General features: G+C 50.4%; 19 protein-coding genes. 5 read left to right on the top strand and 14 right to left on the bottom strand.

What is annotated here, in order from left to right; all coding sequences use genetic code 11:
* Positions 1-52: 52 nt before the first annotated feature.
* The 5 genes from ACV7NC_RS09335 to ACV7NC_RS09315 all read left to right on the top strand — a co-directional run bounded on the left by ACV7NC_RS09335 (position 53) and on the right by ACV7NC_RS09315 (position 5766).
* Entirely contained in the window at positions 53-1054 is a 1002-nt protein-coding gene (locus ACV7NC_RS09335) for a PhoH family protein (RefSeq protein ID WP_458152285.1), read from the top strand.
* A 20-nt stretch (positions 1055-1074) separates the two neighbouring features.
* Positions 1075-1497 carry an rRNA maturation RNase YbeY gene (gene ybeY, locus ACV7NC_RS09330; RefSeq protein WP_458154894.1) on the top strand — a complete coding sequence of 141 codons (423 nt, stop codon included), beginning with the start codon at positions 1075-1077 and terminating at the stop codon, positions 1495-1497.
* A 191-nt stretch (positions 1498-1688) separates the two neighbouring features.
* Positions 1689-2537 (top strand): HlyC/CorC family transporter, encoded by an 849-nt coding sequence (locus tag ACV7NC_RS09325; protein WP_458152284.1) that lies wholly within the window; start codon positions 1689-1691, stop codon positions 2535-2537.
* Positions 2538-2729: 192 nt separating this feature from the next.
* Entirely contained in the window at positions 2730-4517 is a 1788-nt protein-coding gene (gene recJ / locus ACV7NC_RS09320) for a single-stranded-DNA-specific exonuclease RecJ (protein WP_458152283.1), read from the top strand.
* Positions 4507-5766, top strand: coding sequence for an MgtC/SapB family protein (locus ACV7NC_RS09315; RefSeq protein WP_458152282.1), 1260 nt, complete (start codon positions 4507-4509; stop codon positions 5764-5766). The genes recJ and ACV7NC_RS09315 overlap by 11 nt, the downstream gene beginning before the upstream one ends.
* A gap of 180 nt (positions 5767-5946) precedes the next feature.
* Here ACV7NC_RS09315 and ACV7NC_RS09310 read toward each other — a convergent pair whose 3' ends face one another.
* The 14 genes from ACV7NC_RS09310 to fliF all read right to left on the bottom strand — a co-directional run bounded on the left by ACV7NC_RS09310 (position 5947) and on the right by fliF (position 19510).
* Complete coding sequence (locus ACV7NC_RS09310; RefSeq protein WP_458152281.1) at positions 5947-7863, bottom strand: hypothetical protein; 1917 nt, start codon at positions 7861-7863, stop codon at positions 5947-5949.
* A gap of 188 nt (positions 7864-8051) precedes the next feature.
* Entirely contained in the window at positions 8052-8849 is a 798-nt protein-coding gene (gene fliR / locus ACV7NC_RS09305) for a flagellar biosynthetic protein FliR (protein ID WP_458152280.1), read from the bottom strand.
* A 69-nt stretch (positions 8850-8918) separates the two neighbouring features.
* The gene (fliQ, locus tag ACV7NC_RS09300; RefSeq protein WP_458152279.1) at positions 8919-9191 is read right to left on the bottom strand and encodes a flagellar biosynthesis protein FliQ; all 273 of its coding nucleotides are present in this window, start codon (positions 9189-9191) and stop codon (positions 8919-8921) included.
* Positions 9192-9204: 13 nt separating this feature from the next.
* A complete protein-coding gene (fliP, locus tag ACV7NC_RS09295) occupies positions 9205-10011 on the bottom strand; it encodes a flagellar type III secretion system pore protein FliP (protein WP_458152278.1) in 807 nt (268 codons plus the stop codon).
* Between the two features lie 40 nt (positions 10012-10051).
* The gene (gene fliO, locus ACV7NC_RS09290; RefSeq protein ID WP_458152277.1) at positions 10052-10483 is read right to left on the bottom strand and encodes a flagellar biosynthetic protein FliO; all 432 of its coding nucleotides are present in this window, start codon (positions 10481-10483) and stop codon (positions 10052-10054) included.
* Positions 10484-10492: 9 nt separating this feature from the next.
* Positions 10493-11011, bottom strand: a complete 519-nt coding sequence (gene fliN, locus ACV7NC_RS09285; protein ID WP_458152276.1) for a flagellar motor switch protein FliN — start codon at positions 11009-11011, stop codon at positions 10493-10495.
* Positions 11012-11022: 11 nt separating this feature from the next.
* Positions 11023-12003, bottom strand: coding sequence for a flagellar motor switch protein FliM (fliM, locus tag ACV7NC_RS09280; RefSeq protein ID WP_458152275.1), 981 nt, complete (start codon positions 12001-12003; stop codon positions 11023-11025).
* A 7-nt stretch (positions 12004-12010) separates the two neighbouring features.
* Complete coding sequence (gene fliL, locus ACV7NC_RS09275; protein WP_458152274.1) at positions 12011-12517, bottom strand: flagellar basal body-associated protein FliL; 507 nt, start codon at positions 12515-12517, stop codon at positions 12011-12013.
* Between the two features lie 398 nt (positions 12518-12915).
* Positions 12916-14076 carry a flagellar hook-length control protein FliK gene (locus ACV7NC_RS09270; protein WP_458152273.1) on the bottom strand — a complete coding sequence of 387 codons (1161 nt, stop codon included), beginning with the start codon at positions 14074-14076 and terminating at the stop codon, positions 12916-12918.
* Between the two features lie 77 nt (positions 14077-14153).
* Positions 14154-14615, bottom strand: coding sequence for a flagellar export protein FliJ (fliJ, locus tag ACV7NC_RS09265; RefSeq protein ID WP_458152271.1), 462 nt, complete (start codon positions 14613-14615; stop codon positions 14154-14156).
* A gap of 17 nt (positions 14616-14632) precedes the next feature.
* A complete protein-coding gene (gene fliI / locus ACV7NC_RS09260) occupies positions 14633-16039 on the bottom strand; it encodes a flagellar protein export ATPase FliI (RefSeq protein WP_458152270.1) in 1407 nt (468 codons plus the stop codon).
* A gap of 1 nt (position 16040) precedes the next feature.
* A complete protein-coding gene (locus ACV7NC_RS09255) occupies positions 16041-16745 on the bottom strand; it encodes a flagellar assembly protein FliH (RefSeq protein WP_458152269.1) in 705 nt (234 codons plus the stop codon).
* A gap of 55 nt (positions 16746-16800) precedes the next feature.
* Complete coding sequence (fliG, locus tag ACV7NC_RS09250) at positions 16801-17796, bottom strand: flagellar motor switch protein FliG (protein ID WP_458152267.1); 996 nt, start codon at positions 17794-17796, stop codon at positions 16801-16803.
* Entirely contained in the window at positions 17789-19510 is a 1722-nt protein-coding gene (gene fliF, locus ACV7NC_RS09245; RefSeq protein WP_458152266.1) for a flagellar basal-body MS-ring/collar protein FliF, read from the bottom strand. Before fliF ends, fliG begins: the two co-directional genes overlap by 8 nt.
* Between the last annotated feature and the right edge of the window lie 217 nt (positions 19511-19727).

Below are 19727 nucleotides of genomic sequence, written 5' to 3'. Positions count from 1 at the left end.
AAGTATCGCAACCGCTGAGAGAATCACGTTATTGTAATAACACAGCTAGATTTTGAAACCAGCACCTCTCGAAATTTCTTTCACACCGGCCGACAATCAACGCCTTGCCAATTTGTGCGGGGCTTTGGATGAAAACCTGAAACAGGTTGAAACCGCGCTGGATGTCACCATTTCACGGCGTGGCGAACATTTCAGCGTATCGGGCAAGACCGGTCAAACCAGACTGGCGGCGCAGGTGTTGCGCAATTTTTATGACCAATCGCAACAGCATCTGAGCTTGGAGCAGATCCAACTCGGTTTGATCGAAGCGCTGAACCCGCAAGAAGCGCCGGAAAAAAGCGATGATCCGATGGGTAATCTCATGGAGAAACCAGCGGCATCACCATCGCTGTTGACCCGCCGCAGCAACTTGCACGGCCGAACCCCGCGTCAGACGCAATACTTGCAGCAAATTCAGGAGCACGACATCACTTTTGCGATCGGGCCCGCCGGGACCGGCAAAACCTATCTCGCGGTTGCCAGTGCCGTTGATGCGCTGGAACGCGGTTTGGTATCGCGGCTGATTTTAGTGCGCCCGGCGGTGGAAGCGGGTGAACGGCTGGGTTTTCTGCCCGGCGACATGACGCAGAAAGTCGATCCGTATTTGCGGCCGTTGTACGACGCGCTGTACGATCTGATGGGATTTGACAAAACCAGCAAGCAATTCGAACGCAATACCATCGAAATCGCGCCGTTGGCGTTTATGCGCGGACGCACGCTGAATCAATCCTTCATCATTCTCGACGAAGCGCAAAACACCACGCCGGAGCAAATGAAAATGTTTTTGACGCGGATCGGACTGGGATCGAAGGCGGTGATTACCGGCGACGTGACGCAGATCGATTTGCCCAAGCATCAAAAAAGCGGACTGGTGGATGCGCAGCAAGTGCTTAAAGAGATCCGCGGCATCGCGTTCACGCATTTTTTGACCGATGATGTCGTGCGGCACCCGCTGGTGCAGCGGATTGTCAATGCTTATGACAAGCGCGACAAACAACAGCGGAATTCCGACTGACATTGAAATCGCTCAAGCTGATGGTGCAATATGCGACAGAATCCAGTGAAGCGCCGGCGCGGCCGCAATTCCGCCGCTGGGTTAAAGCCGCATTGCAGCGCGACGCCGAAGTGGTGCTGCGGTTGGTCGATGAAGCCGAAGGCCGCGACTTGAACCGGCAATTCCGCGGCAAGGATTATGCCACCAATGTATTGACTTTCGTGTACGACGATACCCAACCCCTGACGGGCGATATCGTGTTGTGCGCTCCGGTGGTGCAGCAAGAAGCGCAGCAACAGCATAAGGACGTGATTGCACATTATGCGCATCTGACGGTGCACGGCATTTTGCACTTACAGGGCTACGATCATATGGCGGATGCCGAAGCCGCCGAAATGGAACAATTGGAGATAGCGATTCTGGCGAAGCTCGGTTATCCCGATCCTTACGCAGAGCAGCGTTAACACACAGACTACTATGATGAGGCCTTTGCACGGTGTCATGAGCGGTACGAGAATAAGGCAAAAATTTGTGAAAAAGCGGAGTTTACACGGGGTAAATGAGCATTTTTCGCAAATTTTTAACGCAATTATCGTGCCGCGTAGTAACCGTGCAAGGCCTCATGATCAGGTTTTTTTACTTAAACACTAAAACTATGGACGAACCCCCACCTAAAAGCGGCTGGTTTGAACGGCTTGGCGCACTGCTGATCCGCAAACCGGAAGACCGCGAACAACTGATTACCCTGTTACACTCCGCCTTTGAGCGCAATTTACTCGATTCCGACGCGCTCAGCATGATCGAAGGCGTCATGCAAGTCTCCGAAATGCAGGCCCGCGATATCATGGTGCCGCGCTCGCAGATGGACATCGTAAACATCAGCAAGAAGCCCGAGCATTTCATTCCGTTTGTGATCGAAGCCGCGCATTCGCGTTTTCCGGTGATCGAAGGCGATGAAGACGAAATCATCGGCATTCTGCTGGCGAAAGACCTGCTGCGTTATTACGCCGACCCCGAAGAATTCAATATCCGCGACATGTTGCGCCCGGCGGTTTTTATCCCGGAATCGAAGCGCTTGAATGTGTTGCTGAAAGAATTCCGCAGCAACCGCAATCACATGGCGATCGTGGTGAACGAATACGGCGGCGTCGCCGGTTTGGTGACGATTGAGGATGTGCTCGAGCAAATTGTCGGCGAAATCGAGGACGAATACGATTTCAATGAGGAAGAAGACAATATTGTCATGGAAGCGGACGGACGCTATCGCGTCAAGGCAATCACCGAGATCGAAAACTTCAATGACGTGCTTGGCGCGAATTTCAGCAACGAAGATTACGATACGATTGGCGGCCTGGTAATGAACAAGTTTGGCCGCGTGCCGAACCGCAACGAATCAGTGGTGATCGAGCCGTTCAAATTCACCGTACAGCGTGTCGATAGCCGCCGCTTGCATGTTCTCAAAGTGGAAAAACTTGCGGCGGCTGCCGAATCCCCGGCAAAATAACGGGATTATCCCGATAACTTCTGTACGTTCGTTAAGGAAATGCTGAATAATTCGGAGTACAAGATGAGATGCAAGGCGGATGGAGCGCAGAAAATGAGACATATCATAGTGATAGGCGAATTTTCGGGCACCACCCAACGCAGTAGATCGCTTGTCTAGCCAATTATTCAGTTTTTTCTTAAGTGCCCGGACATGTCCAAAATCACTACTCGCCCGTATGATCCGCAATCGTTCGAGACACTCCGCGGCAACGGTTTGCCGCCGGTGCTGGCGCGCATTTACGCCGCACGCGGCATCGACAATCCCGATCAGCTTGAAACCGAACTGGCGCAACTGATTCCATTCGCGGAGCTGAAGAATATCGTAACCACCGCTGCTTTTCTCGCAGACGCCATCGCGGAACGGAAGCGTTTGCTGATCATCGCCGACTACGATTCCGACGGTGCCACCGCTTGCGCGGTTGGCATCCGCATTTTGCGTAAATTCGGCGCGATCGTCGATTATCTGGTGCCGAACCGGTTTGAATTCGGTTACGGCCTGACGCCGGAAATCGTGCAATTGGCGCATGAAACTAAGCAACCGGATATTCTGATTACTGTCGATAACGGCATTGCCAGCGTTGCCGGCGTTGACGCAGCCAACCGCTTGGGCCTGCAAGTGGTCATTACTGACCACCATCTGCCTGGCGACGAACTGCCTGCCGCGGTAGCCATCATCAATCCCAATCAACCGGGGTGCGAGTTTCCAAGCAAAAATATCGCCGGTGTCGGTGTCATTTTCTATCTGATGCTGGCTTTACGCGCGGAGCTGCGGCAGCGTGGCGCATTCGGGCCTGCATTGCCGGAACCGAATCTGGCCGGTTTTCTCGATCTGGTCGCGTTGGGTACCGTCGCTGACGTGGTCAAGCTCGACAGCAACAACCGGATTCTGGTGCAGCAAGGTTTGCAGCGGATCCGCAAAGGCCGTGCTTGTACCGGAATTAATGCTTTGATCGGAGTGTCGCGGCGCGATTTCCGGCAGTTGTCGACGTATGAATTGGGGTTTATGCTCGGGCCGCGTCTGAACGCCGCCGGACGGCTGGACGATATGTCGCTTGGCATCGAATGCCTGATTACCGATGATGACGCTTATGCCGCCAACATTGCCAAGCAACTGGACGATCTAAACCGGCAGCGTCGCGAAATCGAATCGAACATGCAAGATAGTGCGTTGCTCAAGCTCGACGAGCAGCTTAAAAACCGTCGCGCGGAATTTCAGGCTGCTTATAGCATCTGCTTGTTTGATCACGATTGGCATCAAGGTGTGATCGGTATTCTAGCGTCACGCATCAAGGACAAATATCACCGGCCGGTGATCATTTTCGCGCCCGGCAACGAGGGTGAGCTGAAGGGTTCCGGGCGATCGATCAATGGTTTTCACTTGCGTGATGCGTTAGATCTGGTTTCGAAACAACATCCCGGATTGCTGCGTAAATTCGGCGGTCACGCCGCCGCGGCGGGATTGACCATCCAGAGTAACGATTTCGAAGCATTCCACGAAGCTTTTGAACAAGTCGCGCAAACTTTGCTGACGCCCGCCGACCTGACGCGAGTGATCGAAACCGACGGCGACCTGGCGTTTACTGACATCAATCTGGAGTTGGCGGAAACGCTCGAACGCCAGGTATGGGGGCAAGGTTTTCCGCAGCCTTCTTTTAACGCGCGTTTTTTTGTCGAAAGCCAGCGCATCGTCGGCGAAAAACACTTGAAGCTGAAATTACGCAAACTAATATCGAGTAACCAGGATCAATCGGTGCAAAGACCGCAAAAATCGCCGGAATCTTTCGACGGCATTCTGTTTTTTCATCACGATCCGCTGCCGGATGTGATCGATGCGGTTTATCGCTTACAAATCAATGAATATAATGGCAAGACATCCTTGCAATTTCTGCTGGAGCATTGGTTTTATACGGATAACCAGGTAATTGACGATGCACACTGAATTTACATTGAATGGCGAATTGGAAGCTTTGCCGCATTTCGTAACCAGCCTTGCAATCGGTTTGCTGATCGGACTGGAACGCGAGCGCAGCCCGGGGTCTCGGGCTGGGTTGCGGACATTCGCTTTGGTCGCGCTGTTCGGCACATTGGCCGCAATGCTGTCGGAAAAAGCCACGCCGTGGCTGCTGTTAGGCGGCTTATTGATTGTCGGCGTGATGATGATTGCCGCCTATGCGCGAGCCAAAGACGACAGCGCCGACCCCGGAACCACCACCATCGCCGCCGCATTGGTTTGTTATGGTTTGGGCGCGGCGGTGTGGTACGGCAACGATACGCTGGCGATCATGCTGGCCATCATTACTACGGTGTTGCTGTACTTCAAAGCGGAATTGCACGGCATCACCGCCAAACTTAGCCGCCGTGATCTGATTTCCGCGCTGCAATTCGCGGTGCTGACGTTCATTATTTTGCCGGTGTTGCCGGATAAGAATCTGGGGCCTTATGAAGCGATCAATCCGCATCAAATCTGGCTGATGGTGGTGTTAATTTCCGGCGTCAGTCTGGCCGGATACGTAGCGATGCAATTAATCGGTCAACGTCACGGTGCGGTTCTAGGTTTGTTCGGCGGGCTGGTATCCAGTACTGCCACGACCTTGGTTTATGCCCGCCGCAGCGTGGAAAACCAGGATTTCACCCAGCTTGCGGTCGTCGTCATCTTGATTGCCAATCTAACGGTGCTGATCCGTTTGGCGATTCTGAGCGCGGTCGCATCTCCGGCTATTTTGCCGCAATTGATTCCGGTACTGGGCAGTGGTTTCTTACTTGGAACCGGCGTGATGGCATTTTGGTGGCATAAACTCAACCAGCAACATGAAGTCACCTTGCCGGAAGTCAAAAACCCTACCGAAATCCGAGCCGCCGCCGCTTTTGGATTGATCTACGGCAGCGTGCTGTTTTTATCAACCTGGTTGTCGGACATTGCCGGGAGCGGCGGTTTGTACGCCGTCGCGTTGATTTCCGGCTTGACCGATGTCGATGCCATCACGCTCTCGAGTTTGCGTTTGTATGAACTCGATAAATTGGAGGCCACGCAAGCGATCACCGCTATTTCTCTGGCATTTATCTCCAACACCGGTTTCAAGCTCGGTTTGATCTTCTTCGTCGGCAATCCGTTACTGGCGAAACAATGCGTTTCCGGCATGCTGGCAACTGCTGCCGGTGTCGGTCTGGCATTATTGTGGCTGGTTTAATCGTTGTCAGGCGGTCAGTAACGGCGCGTGGAATAGTTTGCAGGTCGTTGGAAAACGTTTTCGAGGTAGTCGATACAAGGCAAAAACAGGCGAAAAAGCCCAGTTTATGCGGTATAAATGAGCATTTTGAGCTTGTTTTTAACACCGTAGCGGTAACGCAGATAGTTTTTCAACGGCCTGTTAGCGCCTGGATTTGATCGGCACGCGAGCAGTTGCTTGTGTTCCGGTTAACGATCCAACCGTTTGCGGTTTTTTGGCTGTGTTTGTATCGATGCGGTTACGGGAGCGTTCGGCGGCGGCGATTTCGGCGCGGATTCTGGCGGTCGCGGCTGCGGTCGCTTCCTTATCCGCTTGCGAGCGTGCAAAAAGCGCTTCTTTCGCCATCGACTCCACAGCCTCCCGTGCTGCGGCAACTTCCAAAGCTGCGGATTCCAGCGTGATGCGTTCTTGCATGGCGGCGAGCGCTGCCGATTCTTTCCGGGCTTTTTCAAGCGCAATGCGGGTGGCGTTTTTTTCCGCTTCCAGTTGCGCTCTGGCCTTATTGGTTGCGATGATTTTCGCTTGTGCTCTGGTGATCGCCAAACCGGTAATTTTTTGTTCGATTTCCAAACGTTCGGCAACCGCTTGTTTGGCATCGGTCATGGCTTTGGCGCGCAGCTCGGCATCTTCCTGCAAACGAAGTTCCAAATCCGCTTTTGCCTGAATTTCTTGCGCGATCAGCGTGTCTGTTTGGGCTTTTGATTCTGCCGCTGCTTTTAATCGTTTTTCCGCAGCTAACCTTTCATTGGCGGCAATTCTTGCGGCTTTCTCGGATTCTTTGCGCAATGTTTCCGCCTGAAGAGCAGCTTCATCGGCTTTGATGCGCTTTTGATATTCTTTGGTCGCAGCAGATTCGGCCTTGTTTTTTTTCAAAGCCGCTTGATTGGCGGCTTGTTCGGTTAGCAAAGCTGCTTCGGCAACTGCCAACGCTTCCGCTGCAAGCTGCCTCCGGTGTTCGGTTTCCACGAGCAATTGGTTATCCGCTTGCAGCTTCATGTTGATAGCATCCACCGTTGCGCGCTCTTTTGCGGTAATGGCTTCTGCTATTTCCGCTGCAGCTTTTTCGGCTTCAGCGCGATCCCGTGCGGCAAGGATCGCTTGTTTGTCCAATTCGACCCGGATTCGTGCTTGTTCCGCTGCGGTTTCCTCCGCTTCGACTTTTTCCAAAGCTGTCCGGGTGGCTGCCGCTTCTGCTTCCAGCCGCGCTTCTTCCCGTTCTTTGGCTTTGCGCTCGGCTTCCAAGCGTTGGATTGCTTGCGCTTGCCGCTGCGCTTCTAATGCGGTGCGGATTTGAAGGGTTTCCAGTGCTTGTTTTTCCAATTCTTCACAGGCGAGGGCCAACGCCAGTTGCTTTTGCGATTCCTGAATCTTTGCCGCAGCTAATGCAGCCGCGTTGGTTTCAGCTTCGATGGCCGCAGACGCTGCAAGACGCGCTGTTGCTTCTGCTTGGGCGCGTATTCTGGCAGCTTCGGCAGCTTCGTTTTCTTTGAGTGCTGTCGCATGTGCCGCATCTAATTCGGCAGCTTCTTGCTCGATACGGTTTTGCGTTTTCTCGACGATCGAAGCTTCTGCTTTGATCTTGGCTTCGAGCAATGCGCTGAGCGCCTTCTCGGCTTTTATCTTTTCATCCGCCAGTATTTTGGCTTTTAATTCCAATTCCCGCCGGGCGTTGGCTTCCCGCGCCGCTAATGTCTCTGCTTTTGCCCTAGCCCGGGCTTGGTCGGTTGCTAGGGTTTCGGCCTGATTCCTTGTCTCCGCTGCAATTCTGGCGTTTGCTTCAGCGCGCGCCCTGGCTTCGGCAGCTACGCGCGCACGGTTTTCCGCTTCGATCCGCTTATGCGCTTCTTTGATCGCATGATCTTGGGCGTTGATGCGATCGCGATAGGCGGTGTCGAGGAGATGCTTGATATCATCAGCCGACGCTAATTGTGGCTCACCATCCGGTGTATCGCCGGATGGGGTATCGTTCGTGGACGCAGCAGTATCTTCGCCGAAATGAATTTCTTGCGAAGCGGAAAGTTTGCGCAACGAGCTGAAGAGCCGTGACTTAAATGTCATATGTCTATAACCAAAGCGTAAAATCGAATTTGTTGCTGGTATTTGCAACTTTTACCAAACAGAGAATCACTGTAACAGTATTTGAGCGATGGGCTTGTGATGATAAACAGGGGAAAATGTCTGTATATCTTTTGCAAAACCTGTGTTTTTCCGATTCGCGATAATTGCTTGTAAAAGAAACGGAAATTTTATGGCATAGGGATTTCGGTCACATTCGCAACGCCCATCATGAGATTCAAACCTTCATGCACCAACTGTTCCAAGATGGGGGTATAAAAAGGCATGCTGATCGCCAGGACCAGAAGCCCGATTGATAGTGTTAACGGAAAACCAACAGCGAAAATATTTAATTGCGGCGCCACCCGGGTCAGAACCCCTAATGCCAGGTTGGTGATTAATAATGCGGTTAATACCGGTAGCGACAATTGCAAGCCGGATTTAAAAATTTCGCTACCCCATTGCGCCAGTGTCGAAAAGGTTGCATCGGTTGTTGCATCGACTCCGACGGGTAAGGTGCTAAAACTTTGCGAAATCAACGCGATCATCATCAAATGACCGTCAATCGCCAGAAATGCGAGGCTCGCTATTACACCGAGGAATCGGCCGATGATATCGATCTGACCGGAGTTTTGCGGATCAAAGAAGATGGCGAACCCTAAACCCATTTGCAAACCGATTATTTCACCGGCCATTTCTACTGCAACAAAAACGATGCGCATGACAAAACCAATGGCGACGCCAATCAGCACTTGTTGCAACAGAATGATTAGGCCGGCGCCGGATGCGGGGTCAATTTGCGGCAACGATTTCTCTACCATCGGCATAACCAGAATGGTGATCATGACCGCCAATCCCAGTTTTACCCGAACCGGGATGCTGGGATTTCCCAGAATCGGCGCGGAGGCTACCAATGCGAGAATACGGCTGAGCGGCCACAGGAAGGCGGCGAGTAAAACGTTCAGCTCCGCTGTTGAAATATTAATCATGATACGGATTCAATTGGATGGCCGGTGCAACCGCTCATGAATCGGATCTGCGAAATGGCCGTACGGATACTAACCGACCGCCAGCCAGGGAATGCCGGAAAACAGCCGGTGCATATAATCCGTCATGATCGCGATCATCCATGGCCCGGCCAATACCATTACCAGAAACATCACCAATAATTTGGGAATGAAAGATAAGGTCATTTCATTGATTTGCGTGGCCGCTTGGAAAATACTCACCAATAAGCCGGTTGCCAGCGCCGACAGTAGTAGAGGCGCGGAAATCATGAAGGTAATCTCAAGCGCTTGCCGGCCGATTGTCATTGCACCTTCTGGAGTCATGATAAGTTTCCTCTCAAGTAAAAAAGCTTTGCGTCAAAGAACCGATGATCAGGTGCCAGCCATCCACTAATACGAAAAGCATTAATTTGAACGGCAATGAAATAATCATCGGTGACAACATCATCATACCCATGGCCATTAACACGCTGGATACCACCAGATCGATAATTAAAAAGGGAATGAATACGACAAAACCGATCTGGAATGCAGTTTTTAATTCACTGGTGATGTATGCGGGCACCAATAATTTCAGCGGAACGTTGTCACGACTTTCGATTTCCTCGCTGCCGGAGATCTGCACAAAAAGGGCCAGATCCGTTTCCCGAGTTTGGTGCAGCATAAACGATTTTATCGGGATACTGGCTTGTTCGGCTGCTTGCATGATATTGATTTTATCTTCGGAAAACGGCACATAGGCTTCGTGATAAACCCGGTCGATTACAGGCGACATGATAAAAAAAGTCAGAAACAGCGCGATGCCGAGCAGCACTTGATTCGGTGGTGAGGATTGCGTGCCCAACGCAAGGCGAAGTAAGGACAATACAATGATGATCCGGGTAAAACTCGACATCATCAGCACCACGGCGGGTAGAAACGTCAAGGTAGTCAGAAATAGCAGCGTCTGCAGACTCAGCGTATAGGTTGCGCTACCGTCAGGATTGGGTGAGCTGGTAAATGCCGGGAAGCCGGATTTTTGCGCAAAAACCGGAACAGCCACGCAACCGAGTGCAAGAAATAGGATTTGTAACAACCGGCGCTTACCCAGGATGCGGACATTTCCGCACGGTAAAGTATTCGCTTTGCAGCGGAAAAGATTCATGATGCGCAGAAAACAGGTATGAAGGGCTATACTGGCTCGATTAAGCATGATCTTTATGGATACTCTGATTTAGTTGATCGGCAAAAGCATCCGCCGCTGGATTCGCTTGAGCGGGACCGGGGGTTTCTGAAGGCTTTTGTAGGGTGTGCAGCTTGTTTACCCGGCCCGGCGCCACGCCCAATACCAGCCAGGTGTTATCAATTTCGACCACGACCACGCGTTCTCTCTGGCCGACACCGCTGGCCGCAACAACCTTGATGACGCCCGCTGCGGTTGCCGGTATCAACGAGAAGCGTTTCAGCAACCACGCAGCGGCGCCGATGATCATCAGCACCAATAACAAGCCGCCCATCATTTGCAGCATGTTATCCGTGGATATGACAGAAGGCGGCGGCACATAATTTGGTTTTGCGGTATCGGCAAATACCGGAAGGGAAAGCATTAACAGTAAAGCCGGGGATCGGTTCAACATGGTTCAGTTCTAGCGGTTGAGTTTGCGGATGCGTTCGCTGGGGGTAATGATGTCGGTCAATCGAATACCGAATTTGTCATTGACCACAACGACTTCGCCTTGTGCGATCAAACAGCCATTAACCAGCACATCCATCGGTTCGCCGGCCATGCCGTCGAGCTCGACCACAGAGCCTTGCGCAAGCTGCAGCAAATTCTTAATGGCTATCTTGGTGCGGCCCAATTCAACCGTCATCTGAACGGGAATGTCGAGAATCAGATCGATGTCATGACGGGTATTATTGTCACCGCCGTCTTTTGAAAATTCCTGAAAAACTGATGCTGATGCCGATTGCGCATTGAGCGCTGAACCTGAGGATTGCGAATCCGATGGGTTGGTGGCCGATTCTTGCTCAGCCATAGCAGCCGCCCAATCATCAGCCGGATTTTCTTCATTTTGCGCATCACTTTGTGTGGCGGCTGATTGCTCAGCCATAGCAGCTGCCCAGTCATCGGTTTCCGCTTGATCGCTGGTGGTTGGTTCAGTCATATTTGCTCCAATTAATTTTCAGTTTCCGATTGTGAAATCAGAGAATTTACTTTTAGCGCATAGCGCCCGTTCATTGTGCCGTAGCGGCAATCCAGTACCGGTACGCCACTGACATTAACGGTAATCGTTTTAGGGATTTCCAGTGGAATGATATCCCCCACTTGCATGCTTAGAATTTGCTCGAAGGTGACCTTCGTATGCCCAAGATTTGCAACCAGTTCAACTTCGGCGCCTTGAACCTGTTGTGACATTAGCTTGATCCAGCGTTTATCCACTTCCATATGATCGCCTTGCAGCGCGCTATACAAAATGTCGCGGATCGGTTCCACCATGGAATAAGGAATGCACACATGCAGTCCGCCCCCTTTGTTTCCCATATCGATATCGAATGTAACGGAAACGACCACTTCATTCGGCGTGGCGATCGTGGCGAACTGCGGGTTCATTTCGGAACGGATGTATTCGAAATTGACCGGATAGACTGATTTCCAGGACTTCTCATATTCTTCGAAGACGACATCCAACAAGCGTTGAATGATTCGCTGTTCGGTCTGAGTAAAATCTCTTCCTTCAACCCGCGTGTGATAACGGCCGTCACCGCCGAACAGGTTGTCAACGATCAGAAAAATCAGATCGGGATCGAAAACCAGTAAGGCAGTACCGCGCAACGGTTTCATGTGAACCATGTTCAGGTTTGTCGGCACCACCAAGTTGCGCACGAACTCGCTGAACTTAATTACTTTTACGGGACCGACGGCAATATCTACCGTACGCCGCATGAAATTAAACAACCCGATGCGCAGTAACCGCGCAAAGCGTTCATTGATGATTTCATAGGTCGGCATCCGTCCGCGAACGATCCGTTCCTGTGTCGCGATGTTGTACGGACGGACACCACCTTTATCTTCCTCTTCCTGAGCTTCATCGCTATCACCCGTTGCACCTTTGAGGAGTGCATCGACTTCTTCTTGTGAGAGGAAATCTTCGGACATTTGCGAATTACTGAATTACAAAGGAAGTGAATAATACTTCCCGGACGTCTTCCTGAAGGTCTTCGGAATCGAGCGATTGCCTGATTTCATCGGCAATTTGCTGGCTTAACTGCTGTTTTCCGTTAATCCCGGAGATTTCCACGGCTTTCTTGCTGGACAGTAGCATCAGGATGCGGTTGCGTATGGACGGCATCTGCTTGGCTATTTCTTGCACTACTTCGGTTTCTCTGGCTTTCACAGTCAAACCGACTTGCAAATACTGGCCGCTTTCTTCCGGTTGGAGATTGACCGTAAACACCTCCAGGTCAATGAAGGTAGTGGGTTTTAGTTTTGCTTTCGGTTTTGGTTTTTCCTCTTCGGCTTCCTCATCGCCAGCCTGCTGCATGAAGTACCAAGTGCCGCCTGCGCCTGCGCCGATTGCGAGGATTGCGATCAATATGACTATGATGAGTCCTTTTTTGCTTTTGCCGCCTTCGGCGGCTGGTGCTGCTGTTGCGGTATTTGATTTCGACATTTGTTTAACTCCAAATTTGACGAAATCAATTATCTTTGACTGTGGCATCCATTGATGCCGCAAATAACAATGAAATAATATCGCTTATTTCCAGTTATCCCGATTTACGTGAATCACGGCCTGAAGTCGCTGAGCTATCGTCCTCAGATGGAATTAAGGTTGAGATTTTGAGATGGAGATATTCAGCGCGCTATCAGCGATTGATAGCGCGTGGTAAGTCGCGCCAGTGGTTAAACTCGAATTCATCGATGGAGACCTTTGCACGGTTACTACGCGGCACGATAATTGCGTTAAAAATTCGCGAAAAATGCTCATTAACCTCATGTAAACTCCGTTTTTTCGCAAATTTTTGCCTTATTCTCGTACCGCTCATGACACCGTGCAAAGGTCTCCGATGATCACGCATAGGTGTTCACAATGCCTTGATGTCTGGCAGGTGCCGCTATTGCTTCGATTTGATTGGTGGATTTTGATTGGGTCGAATCCGTCATATGGGGATTACCCCGATCGGAGTAACCGGCGTGCTGCTGTCTATTTTCCTGCTGAAACGAATCGGAGCCGACCATTACATTACCTAATTGAATGCCATTCTCAGCCATCATTTCGCGTAATTTCGGCAAGGCTTGTTCAATGGCTTCCCGTACCGCTGAATGAGGTGATAAAAACTGTGCAGTTGCCTGATCTTGGGTAATCGTCAGCATTACTTCAACGGGGCCTAGATGCGCAGGATTCAGATGAATTTCAGCAACTTGCTGCTGCTGTGAGGTCAACCATACAACTTTCTGCGCAAATTCGCCTCCCCACTTGGCTTGACCAACAGGCTGATGCACGTGAACTTCGCTTGTGGAAGCGGTGGATGAGCTCGTGATCGTTGTATTACTTAAACCCTGCGATTGTGAAGCATTCGATTCTTCGAAAATTGACGGAAGCGATTCATTGGTATCAATTGTGATGGCTTCGCTCAATTCATTAGCTAACGGTAATAATCTGCCGTTGGCGGCAGAATTTGCCGTTTCCATCATTTGCCAGAATTGGTTGGCCTGGGAATTCAAATTCCCAGCAGCTTGGGTTTGCTGCAACAATTGGTTAACGGCAGGAAATGCTGGATTGAGCGCCGCTTCACTGTTGTGAGAAGCCATTGGATTCAATTGGGTTGGTAGCTTTGTTCCCAATATATCCGCTAAAGGCGCTTTCAATACCGGCTCCGGCAGTTTACTCAATTGATCGATTGGTTGGTTGGATCTGAATCCCAGTGTTGGATCGGTCAACAGATTCTGGATAAAGCTGGTGGGGTTTTCAGCCGTTGAAGTCTTGGCTGTCTCGACATTGACATTCTCAGCCGTCGTAGTTTCAGCCTCTTTGGGTTGATCTTCGGTTTTGGCATTGTTGCCATTAGTGGATTGCTGGCGCGAATCGGCTGTTTGTGAAACTTCACGTTCCAAGATGTTGCTGAATTCTTCCGAAACAGGCTCCGAGGCGCCGAGTAAACCAGAATCCGGCATGGCGGCGGGATTACCTGCTGGCGCTTTTATTGAAGGTGCAACCGACATGTTTAGCATAAATTTTTCTCGCTGATTGGGTTAATTTCAGATGAAGTCCTGCAATATCCATACCAGTTCAATGGAACCCAGTTAAATTATGAATCGGATTTAGGCGGATAGGGAGCTTGTCGCGTCGTGTTTGAGGCAAATTCGTCTTGCAATTTTTGTTCAATTTTCAGTTGCTGTTGCATCATGGTGCGCTGCTGGCGATGAACGAGTGTGTCGTAGCACTTTAACTTGCGTTGGCAGGACAAAAACTCGTTGTTTCCCGCTGTTTTCTTGTTTTGCATATACAGTACTGCTTGCTGTTGTTCGGCAATCGCAGCATCCAATTTACTCATGAAAGCAATGAAATTGCGCCACTGGATATGGTCAATTCCTTGTCCGCTGGTATTTTCAAGGTTTGATTGATAGCCGCTGCGATATTGCAAAAGCAGTTGTAATTTTTTTTCCGCTTCCTGCTGTTGGTAATTGAGCTTGCCAAGCTGTTTGGCCGCGGCGTCAGCTTGCTGTTTGGCTAAATCCTGCAGAATTTTTAGAGATGACGGTTTGGACATCTTGCTGAAGCGTTCGATTAGCGGCTGCCATCGAACTCAAATAGCTTCGATAGCTTTGCAATACTCGTATCAAAACTTTCCTGCTGCGTCATCGTTTGTTGCAAAAATCTCTCAAATGCTGGGTAGAGTCTGATCGCCCGGTCCAATTCAGGATCAGAGCCAGCAACATAGGCACCGACACTGATCAAATCGTGGCTGCGTTGATAACGTGAATACAACGATTTGAATTGCCGTGCCATATCGACCTGCTGTTGCGGGACAATGCTGGTCATGATGCGGCTAATTGAAGCTTCTATATCGATGGCAGGATAATGGCCTGCTTCAGCAAGTCTGCGCGATAACACCACATGACCGTCCAGAATGGCGCGTGCGCTATCGGCGATCGGATCATTCTGATCATCACCTTCGGTCAATACGGTATAGAAAGCAGTGATGGAGCCATTTTTCTGATTGCCATTGCCGGCGCGCTCGACCAATTGTGGCAGTTTGGCAAAAACCGATGGCGGGTAGCCTTTAGTCGCGGGCGGTTCGCCGATTGCCAGGGAAATTTCCCGTTGCGCCATCGCGTAGCGGGTTAAAGAATCCATGATCAACAGGACATGCTTGCCGGAATCGCGAAAGTATTCTGCGATTGCGGTGGCGTAGGCCGCACCTTGCAAACGCAGTAGCGGCGAAGTATCGGCAGGTGCCGCTACGACGACGGAACGAGCGAGTCCTTCTTCACCGAGAATATTTTCAATGAATTCCTTAACTTCGCGTCCGCGTTCGCCAATCAATCCCACCACAATGACATCCGCAGAGGTGTAACGCGCCATCATGCCGAGCAGCACGCTTTTGCCAACGCCGCTACCGGCAAATAATCCCATGCGCTGACCTCGTCCGACAGTCAACAGCGTATTGATCGCGCGCACACCGACATCAAGCGGTTCAGTCACGGGGATCCGCTCTAAGGGGTTATAAGGGCGGCTGTATAAGGGTACGCTATGTTGCGCATGCGTTGGACCGAGGCGATCAAGCGGTTCGCCTAAGCCGTTCAATACCCGGCCTAACAGCTCAGGTCCGGCGGTGATATGTTTGGCCCGGTCGGCCGCACGTCTTCGCGGGTGTTTCAAGTGTCCAAGCTGCGGCGGCTCTACAGTGATTTCGGCCGGCACAACTTTGGCGCCCGGCGATAATCCGTAGACATCGCTAGACGGCATCAAAAAAATCCGCTCGCCCGCGAATCCGACTACTTCCGCCGATACCTGGTGACCGTTTGAGAGAGATATTATGCAGCTGCTGCCGACCGCTAACCGGAGTCCGACGGCTTCCATGACCAATCCGGCAACTCGAGTAATTGTTCCACTCAATAGATATGGGTTTGCGGGTGCAACCAGTTGTGCAGAGTTTCGCAGGAAACCGCTCCATTGTTCAAGGCGGGTCATATTATTCTGATCCATCGAACCAGTCACTGTTCTGACCGATCGCAGCAAGCGCTCTATGCCAACGTGTTTCCAGGGTTGCGTTGATTTCACTGCCGCCCGCTTCGATACGGCATCCGCCTCTGACGATTTGTGGATCTTCGCGAACTTGCCAGTTATCCTGTTCCATCCGATCGCTTAGATGCGCATTGATCAGGGCTGCATCGTCCGGGTGTAAAAAAAGCCGGGGATGATTCATGACGTTAGGCAAATTTCGGATCGCTTCTTGTACGACCGGAATGATCAGCTTGGGATTTAATTCCAGTGCTTGTGCTACGACCTTTTTGGCAAGTGCGATAGCCAGATCGAGTAAATCATTGGCGACTTGTTGATCGATCTCATGAAGATCATGATCCAGCTTTGATAACAGCATTTGAAGCCGCGCAATTTCCGCTTTAACTTCGGTTTCCGCGATTTCTCTGCCCTCTTTATAGCCCGCTGATTTACCTTCCTGGAGGCCGGCTTCATAACCTTCTTCTTTAGCGTGCTGAAAAACCGCTGCTATTTCTTCTTCGGTAGGAGGTACAACCTTGTTCAGTTCTTCCTCGATAGGATTTTCGGTTTCATGATCTTGATCTTTCTCCTGGAACTCGGGCGTTTCCAAGGAATCCAGCTCCCAGCGCTGATAGCCGTTTTGTTTGTCTTTCGGAATAAAGTCGCTTGTAATCATTTTGCTCAACCTTCAAATTTGTGCCGAATAGCAGGTAAATATTGGAGCCGGTCGATTATATGAATCCGTCATCGCCCTTGCCACCCAGCACAATCTGTCCATCGTCAGCCAGCTGGCGAACCACCTTAAGAATTTCTTTCTGTTCGGCTTCAACTTCAGAGACACGAACCGGTCCTTTGCTTTCAAGGTCTTCACGGAGAGCCTCAGCGGCACGCTGCGACATATTCTTAAAGATTTTCTGACGCAATTCTTCTTGCGCGCCTTTCAACGCGATAATCAGGGATTCCGATTGAACTTCCCTGAGCAGTAATTGGATACCATGATCGTCGATGTCGATCAGGTTATCGAACACGAACATCTCGTCCATAATTTTCTGAGCCAGTTCTTCGTCATACTGTTTGATGTTTTCAATGACGCTGGCTTCTTGAGCGGATGGCGCGAAGTTGAGAATCTCAGCCGCTGCCCGCACCCCTCCCATGGCGGATTTGCGAATGCTGGTGCTGCCTGACAGTAATTTTGTTAATACTTCATTCAGTTCACGCAATGCATTTGGTTGGATACTATCGAGTGTAGCAATACGTAATAAAGCGTCGTTACGCAATCGCTCGGTGAAAAGACTTAAAATCTCGCTGGCCTGATCTCGTTCCAAATGCACTAAAATTGTTGCGATGATTTGCGGATGTTCATTTTTGATCAATTCGGCTACCGATGGCGCATCCATCCATTTCAATCCTTCAATGCCGCTGGTATCGCCGCCTTGCAAAATGCGATCGATCAAGTTGGCCGCTTTTTCATCTCCTAGCGCACTGGTTAGTACCTTGCGGATATAATCGGCGGAGTCCTGTCCGAGTGTTGTTCTTCCTTCCGCCTCACTGCAGAATTCGGTGACGACGGTTTCAATCTCAGTGCGCGTGATGTTTTGTAATTTTGACATCGTTTCGCCCAACCGTTGTACTTCCTTAGGTCCGAGCAGCTTGATGACAGATGCGGCTTCCTGTTCTCCCAGGGTCATCAGCAAAATTGCACTTTTTTTAATTCCTTCGTCATCCATTTTTAGTCATCCAATCCTTGACAACATTCGCCACGATGGCAGGTTCATCCATCGCGAGCTGTTTTGCTCGTTTCAAATTTTCTTCGAATATGGATCTTTGTAATGCTTGCTGCATGGAGGCGCCATCCATTTGTTCGGGCAATCCTTCTATGGGTGTTCCATCGGCTGCTAAAGCCGCAGTCTGATCCGTTAATTCAGGAGCCGGCGGTGGAGGGGGTGCCAGGCTTTTCAAGAACGGCTTGAAAATTTTCAACAAGAAAAATAATACCACCGCGGCTATTAACAATTGTTTTCCAAAATCTTTCGCGAACATAACGACATCCGGATCTTTCCACAGCGGTACTTCCAGTACCGGCGCGGTGTCGTCGGTAAATATGCTATTCGTAACCGTCAATGAATCTCCCCGTTTTTCGTTAAAGCCCATGGCTTCCCGGACAAGATTATTGATCTCCTTAACTTCATCCGCGCTGAGCGGCTCGTAAGTGACTTCTCCGTTTTCATCGACTTTTTTCCTGTAGTTGACTACGACAGCCGCTGATAATCGCTTGATGTTGCCGCTGGATTGCTGGGTGTGTTGAACGGTTTTATCGACCTCGTAATTAGTGGTCGATTCTTTTTTCTTGTCGGTAGGAATCGGAGGCACTTCCTTATTGGCACCTTCTTCACCTTCCGCATTTTCATCCCCGGGTTTTTTTCCTCCGGCTTCAATTGGCGCAGTTGCTGGCTCAGGAGGACGATTAGACAACGCGCCTGGGATTCCGCCGTCGAACTTTGAACCAATCGAAGTTGATTCATGAGTTTGCTGACTTCGAATCGAAGCGCCTTCGGATTCAGTATTGTTGGGCCGGTAAATTTCCTCGGCACGATCAACCCGGGAAAAATCGACATCGGCGGTTACTTGAGCCCGGACATTGGCCGCTCCCGTAATAGGCGACAAAATGGCTTCGATTCGGCGTATATAGTTTTCTTCAATTTCTTGGATATACTCTAATTGCTTGGCATCGAACCTGGAATCGTGTTTTTTGTCGTTTTGAGTGCTTAATAGATTGCCGTTCTGATCCACAACCGTTACATTTTTTACGGGCAAATTGGGGACGCTGCTTGACATCAGATGCACAATGGCACTGACTTGTTCTACGCTCAGCACTCTGCCTGGGTACAAATTGAGTAAAACGGAAACGCTGGGTTGCTGCCGTTCCCGGGAGAATACTGAAGGTTTAGCGATGGCTAAGTGCACGCGTGCACTTTGTACTGCGGACAACGATTGCACCGAGCGCGCCAATTCACCTTCCAGTGCCCGTTGATAGTTCACTTGTTCAAGGAATTGACTCGAACCGAACTTCTGATTTTCCATGATTTCGAAACCGGTAAGGCCGCCTTTAGGTAATCCCTGCCCTGCCAATTTCAACCGCACCTCATGGACTTGTTTATCAGGAACCAGGATAGCGCCGCCATTATCAGAAATCTTATAAGGCACGTTCATCTGCTGGAGTGCGCTGATAATCGCCGCGCCGTCTTGGTCCTGGATATTGGAATAAAGTACGCGATATTCCGGTGTTTGACTCCACATCAAAGCGCCCACGAGTAACGCGATAGCTGCCGCAGCAGATAAAATGACCCCGAGTTTCTTTTGATTCGACAACTGATTGAACTGTTCCAGCCTGAATGCGGAGGTAGGTGTTGTCGTATTAGGTTCACTGGGTACTGTTGCCACGCGCTGCTCTCCTGCTTAAATGCTCAATTTCCGTTCAATATGGAAATCCAGTTCGTTCGAAAATAGGCTTTATCAATCGAACTGGAATCCTCAATCTTGCTATTGCGCTGCCGTAAAAAAATTGGCTGTCAATCTTTCAGTCTTAATAGACTTTTTAGAATTGATGATTATCGGCAACTTTGTAAGTTCTGATTGTTTAAAAAGAATAGGTTTGTCC

This window comes from Nitrosomonas limosa, assembly GCF_054188085.1.
The sequence above is the reverse complement of the archived record's forward strand: the minus strand, read 5'-3'. Positions and strand labels throughout refer to the sequence as shown.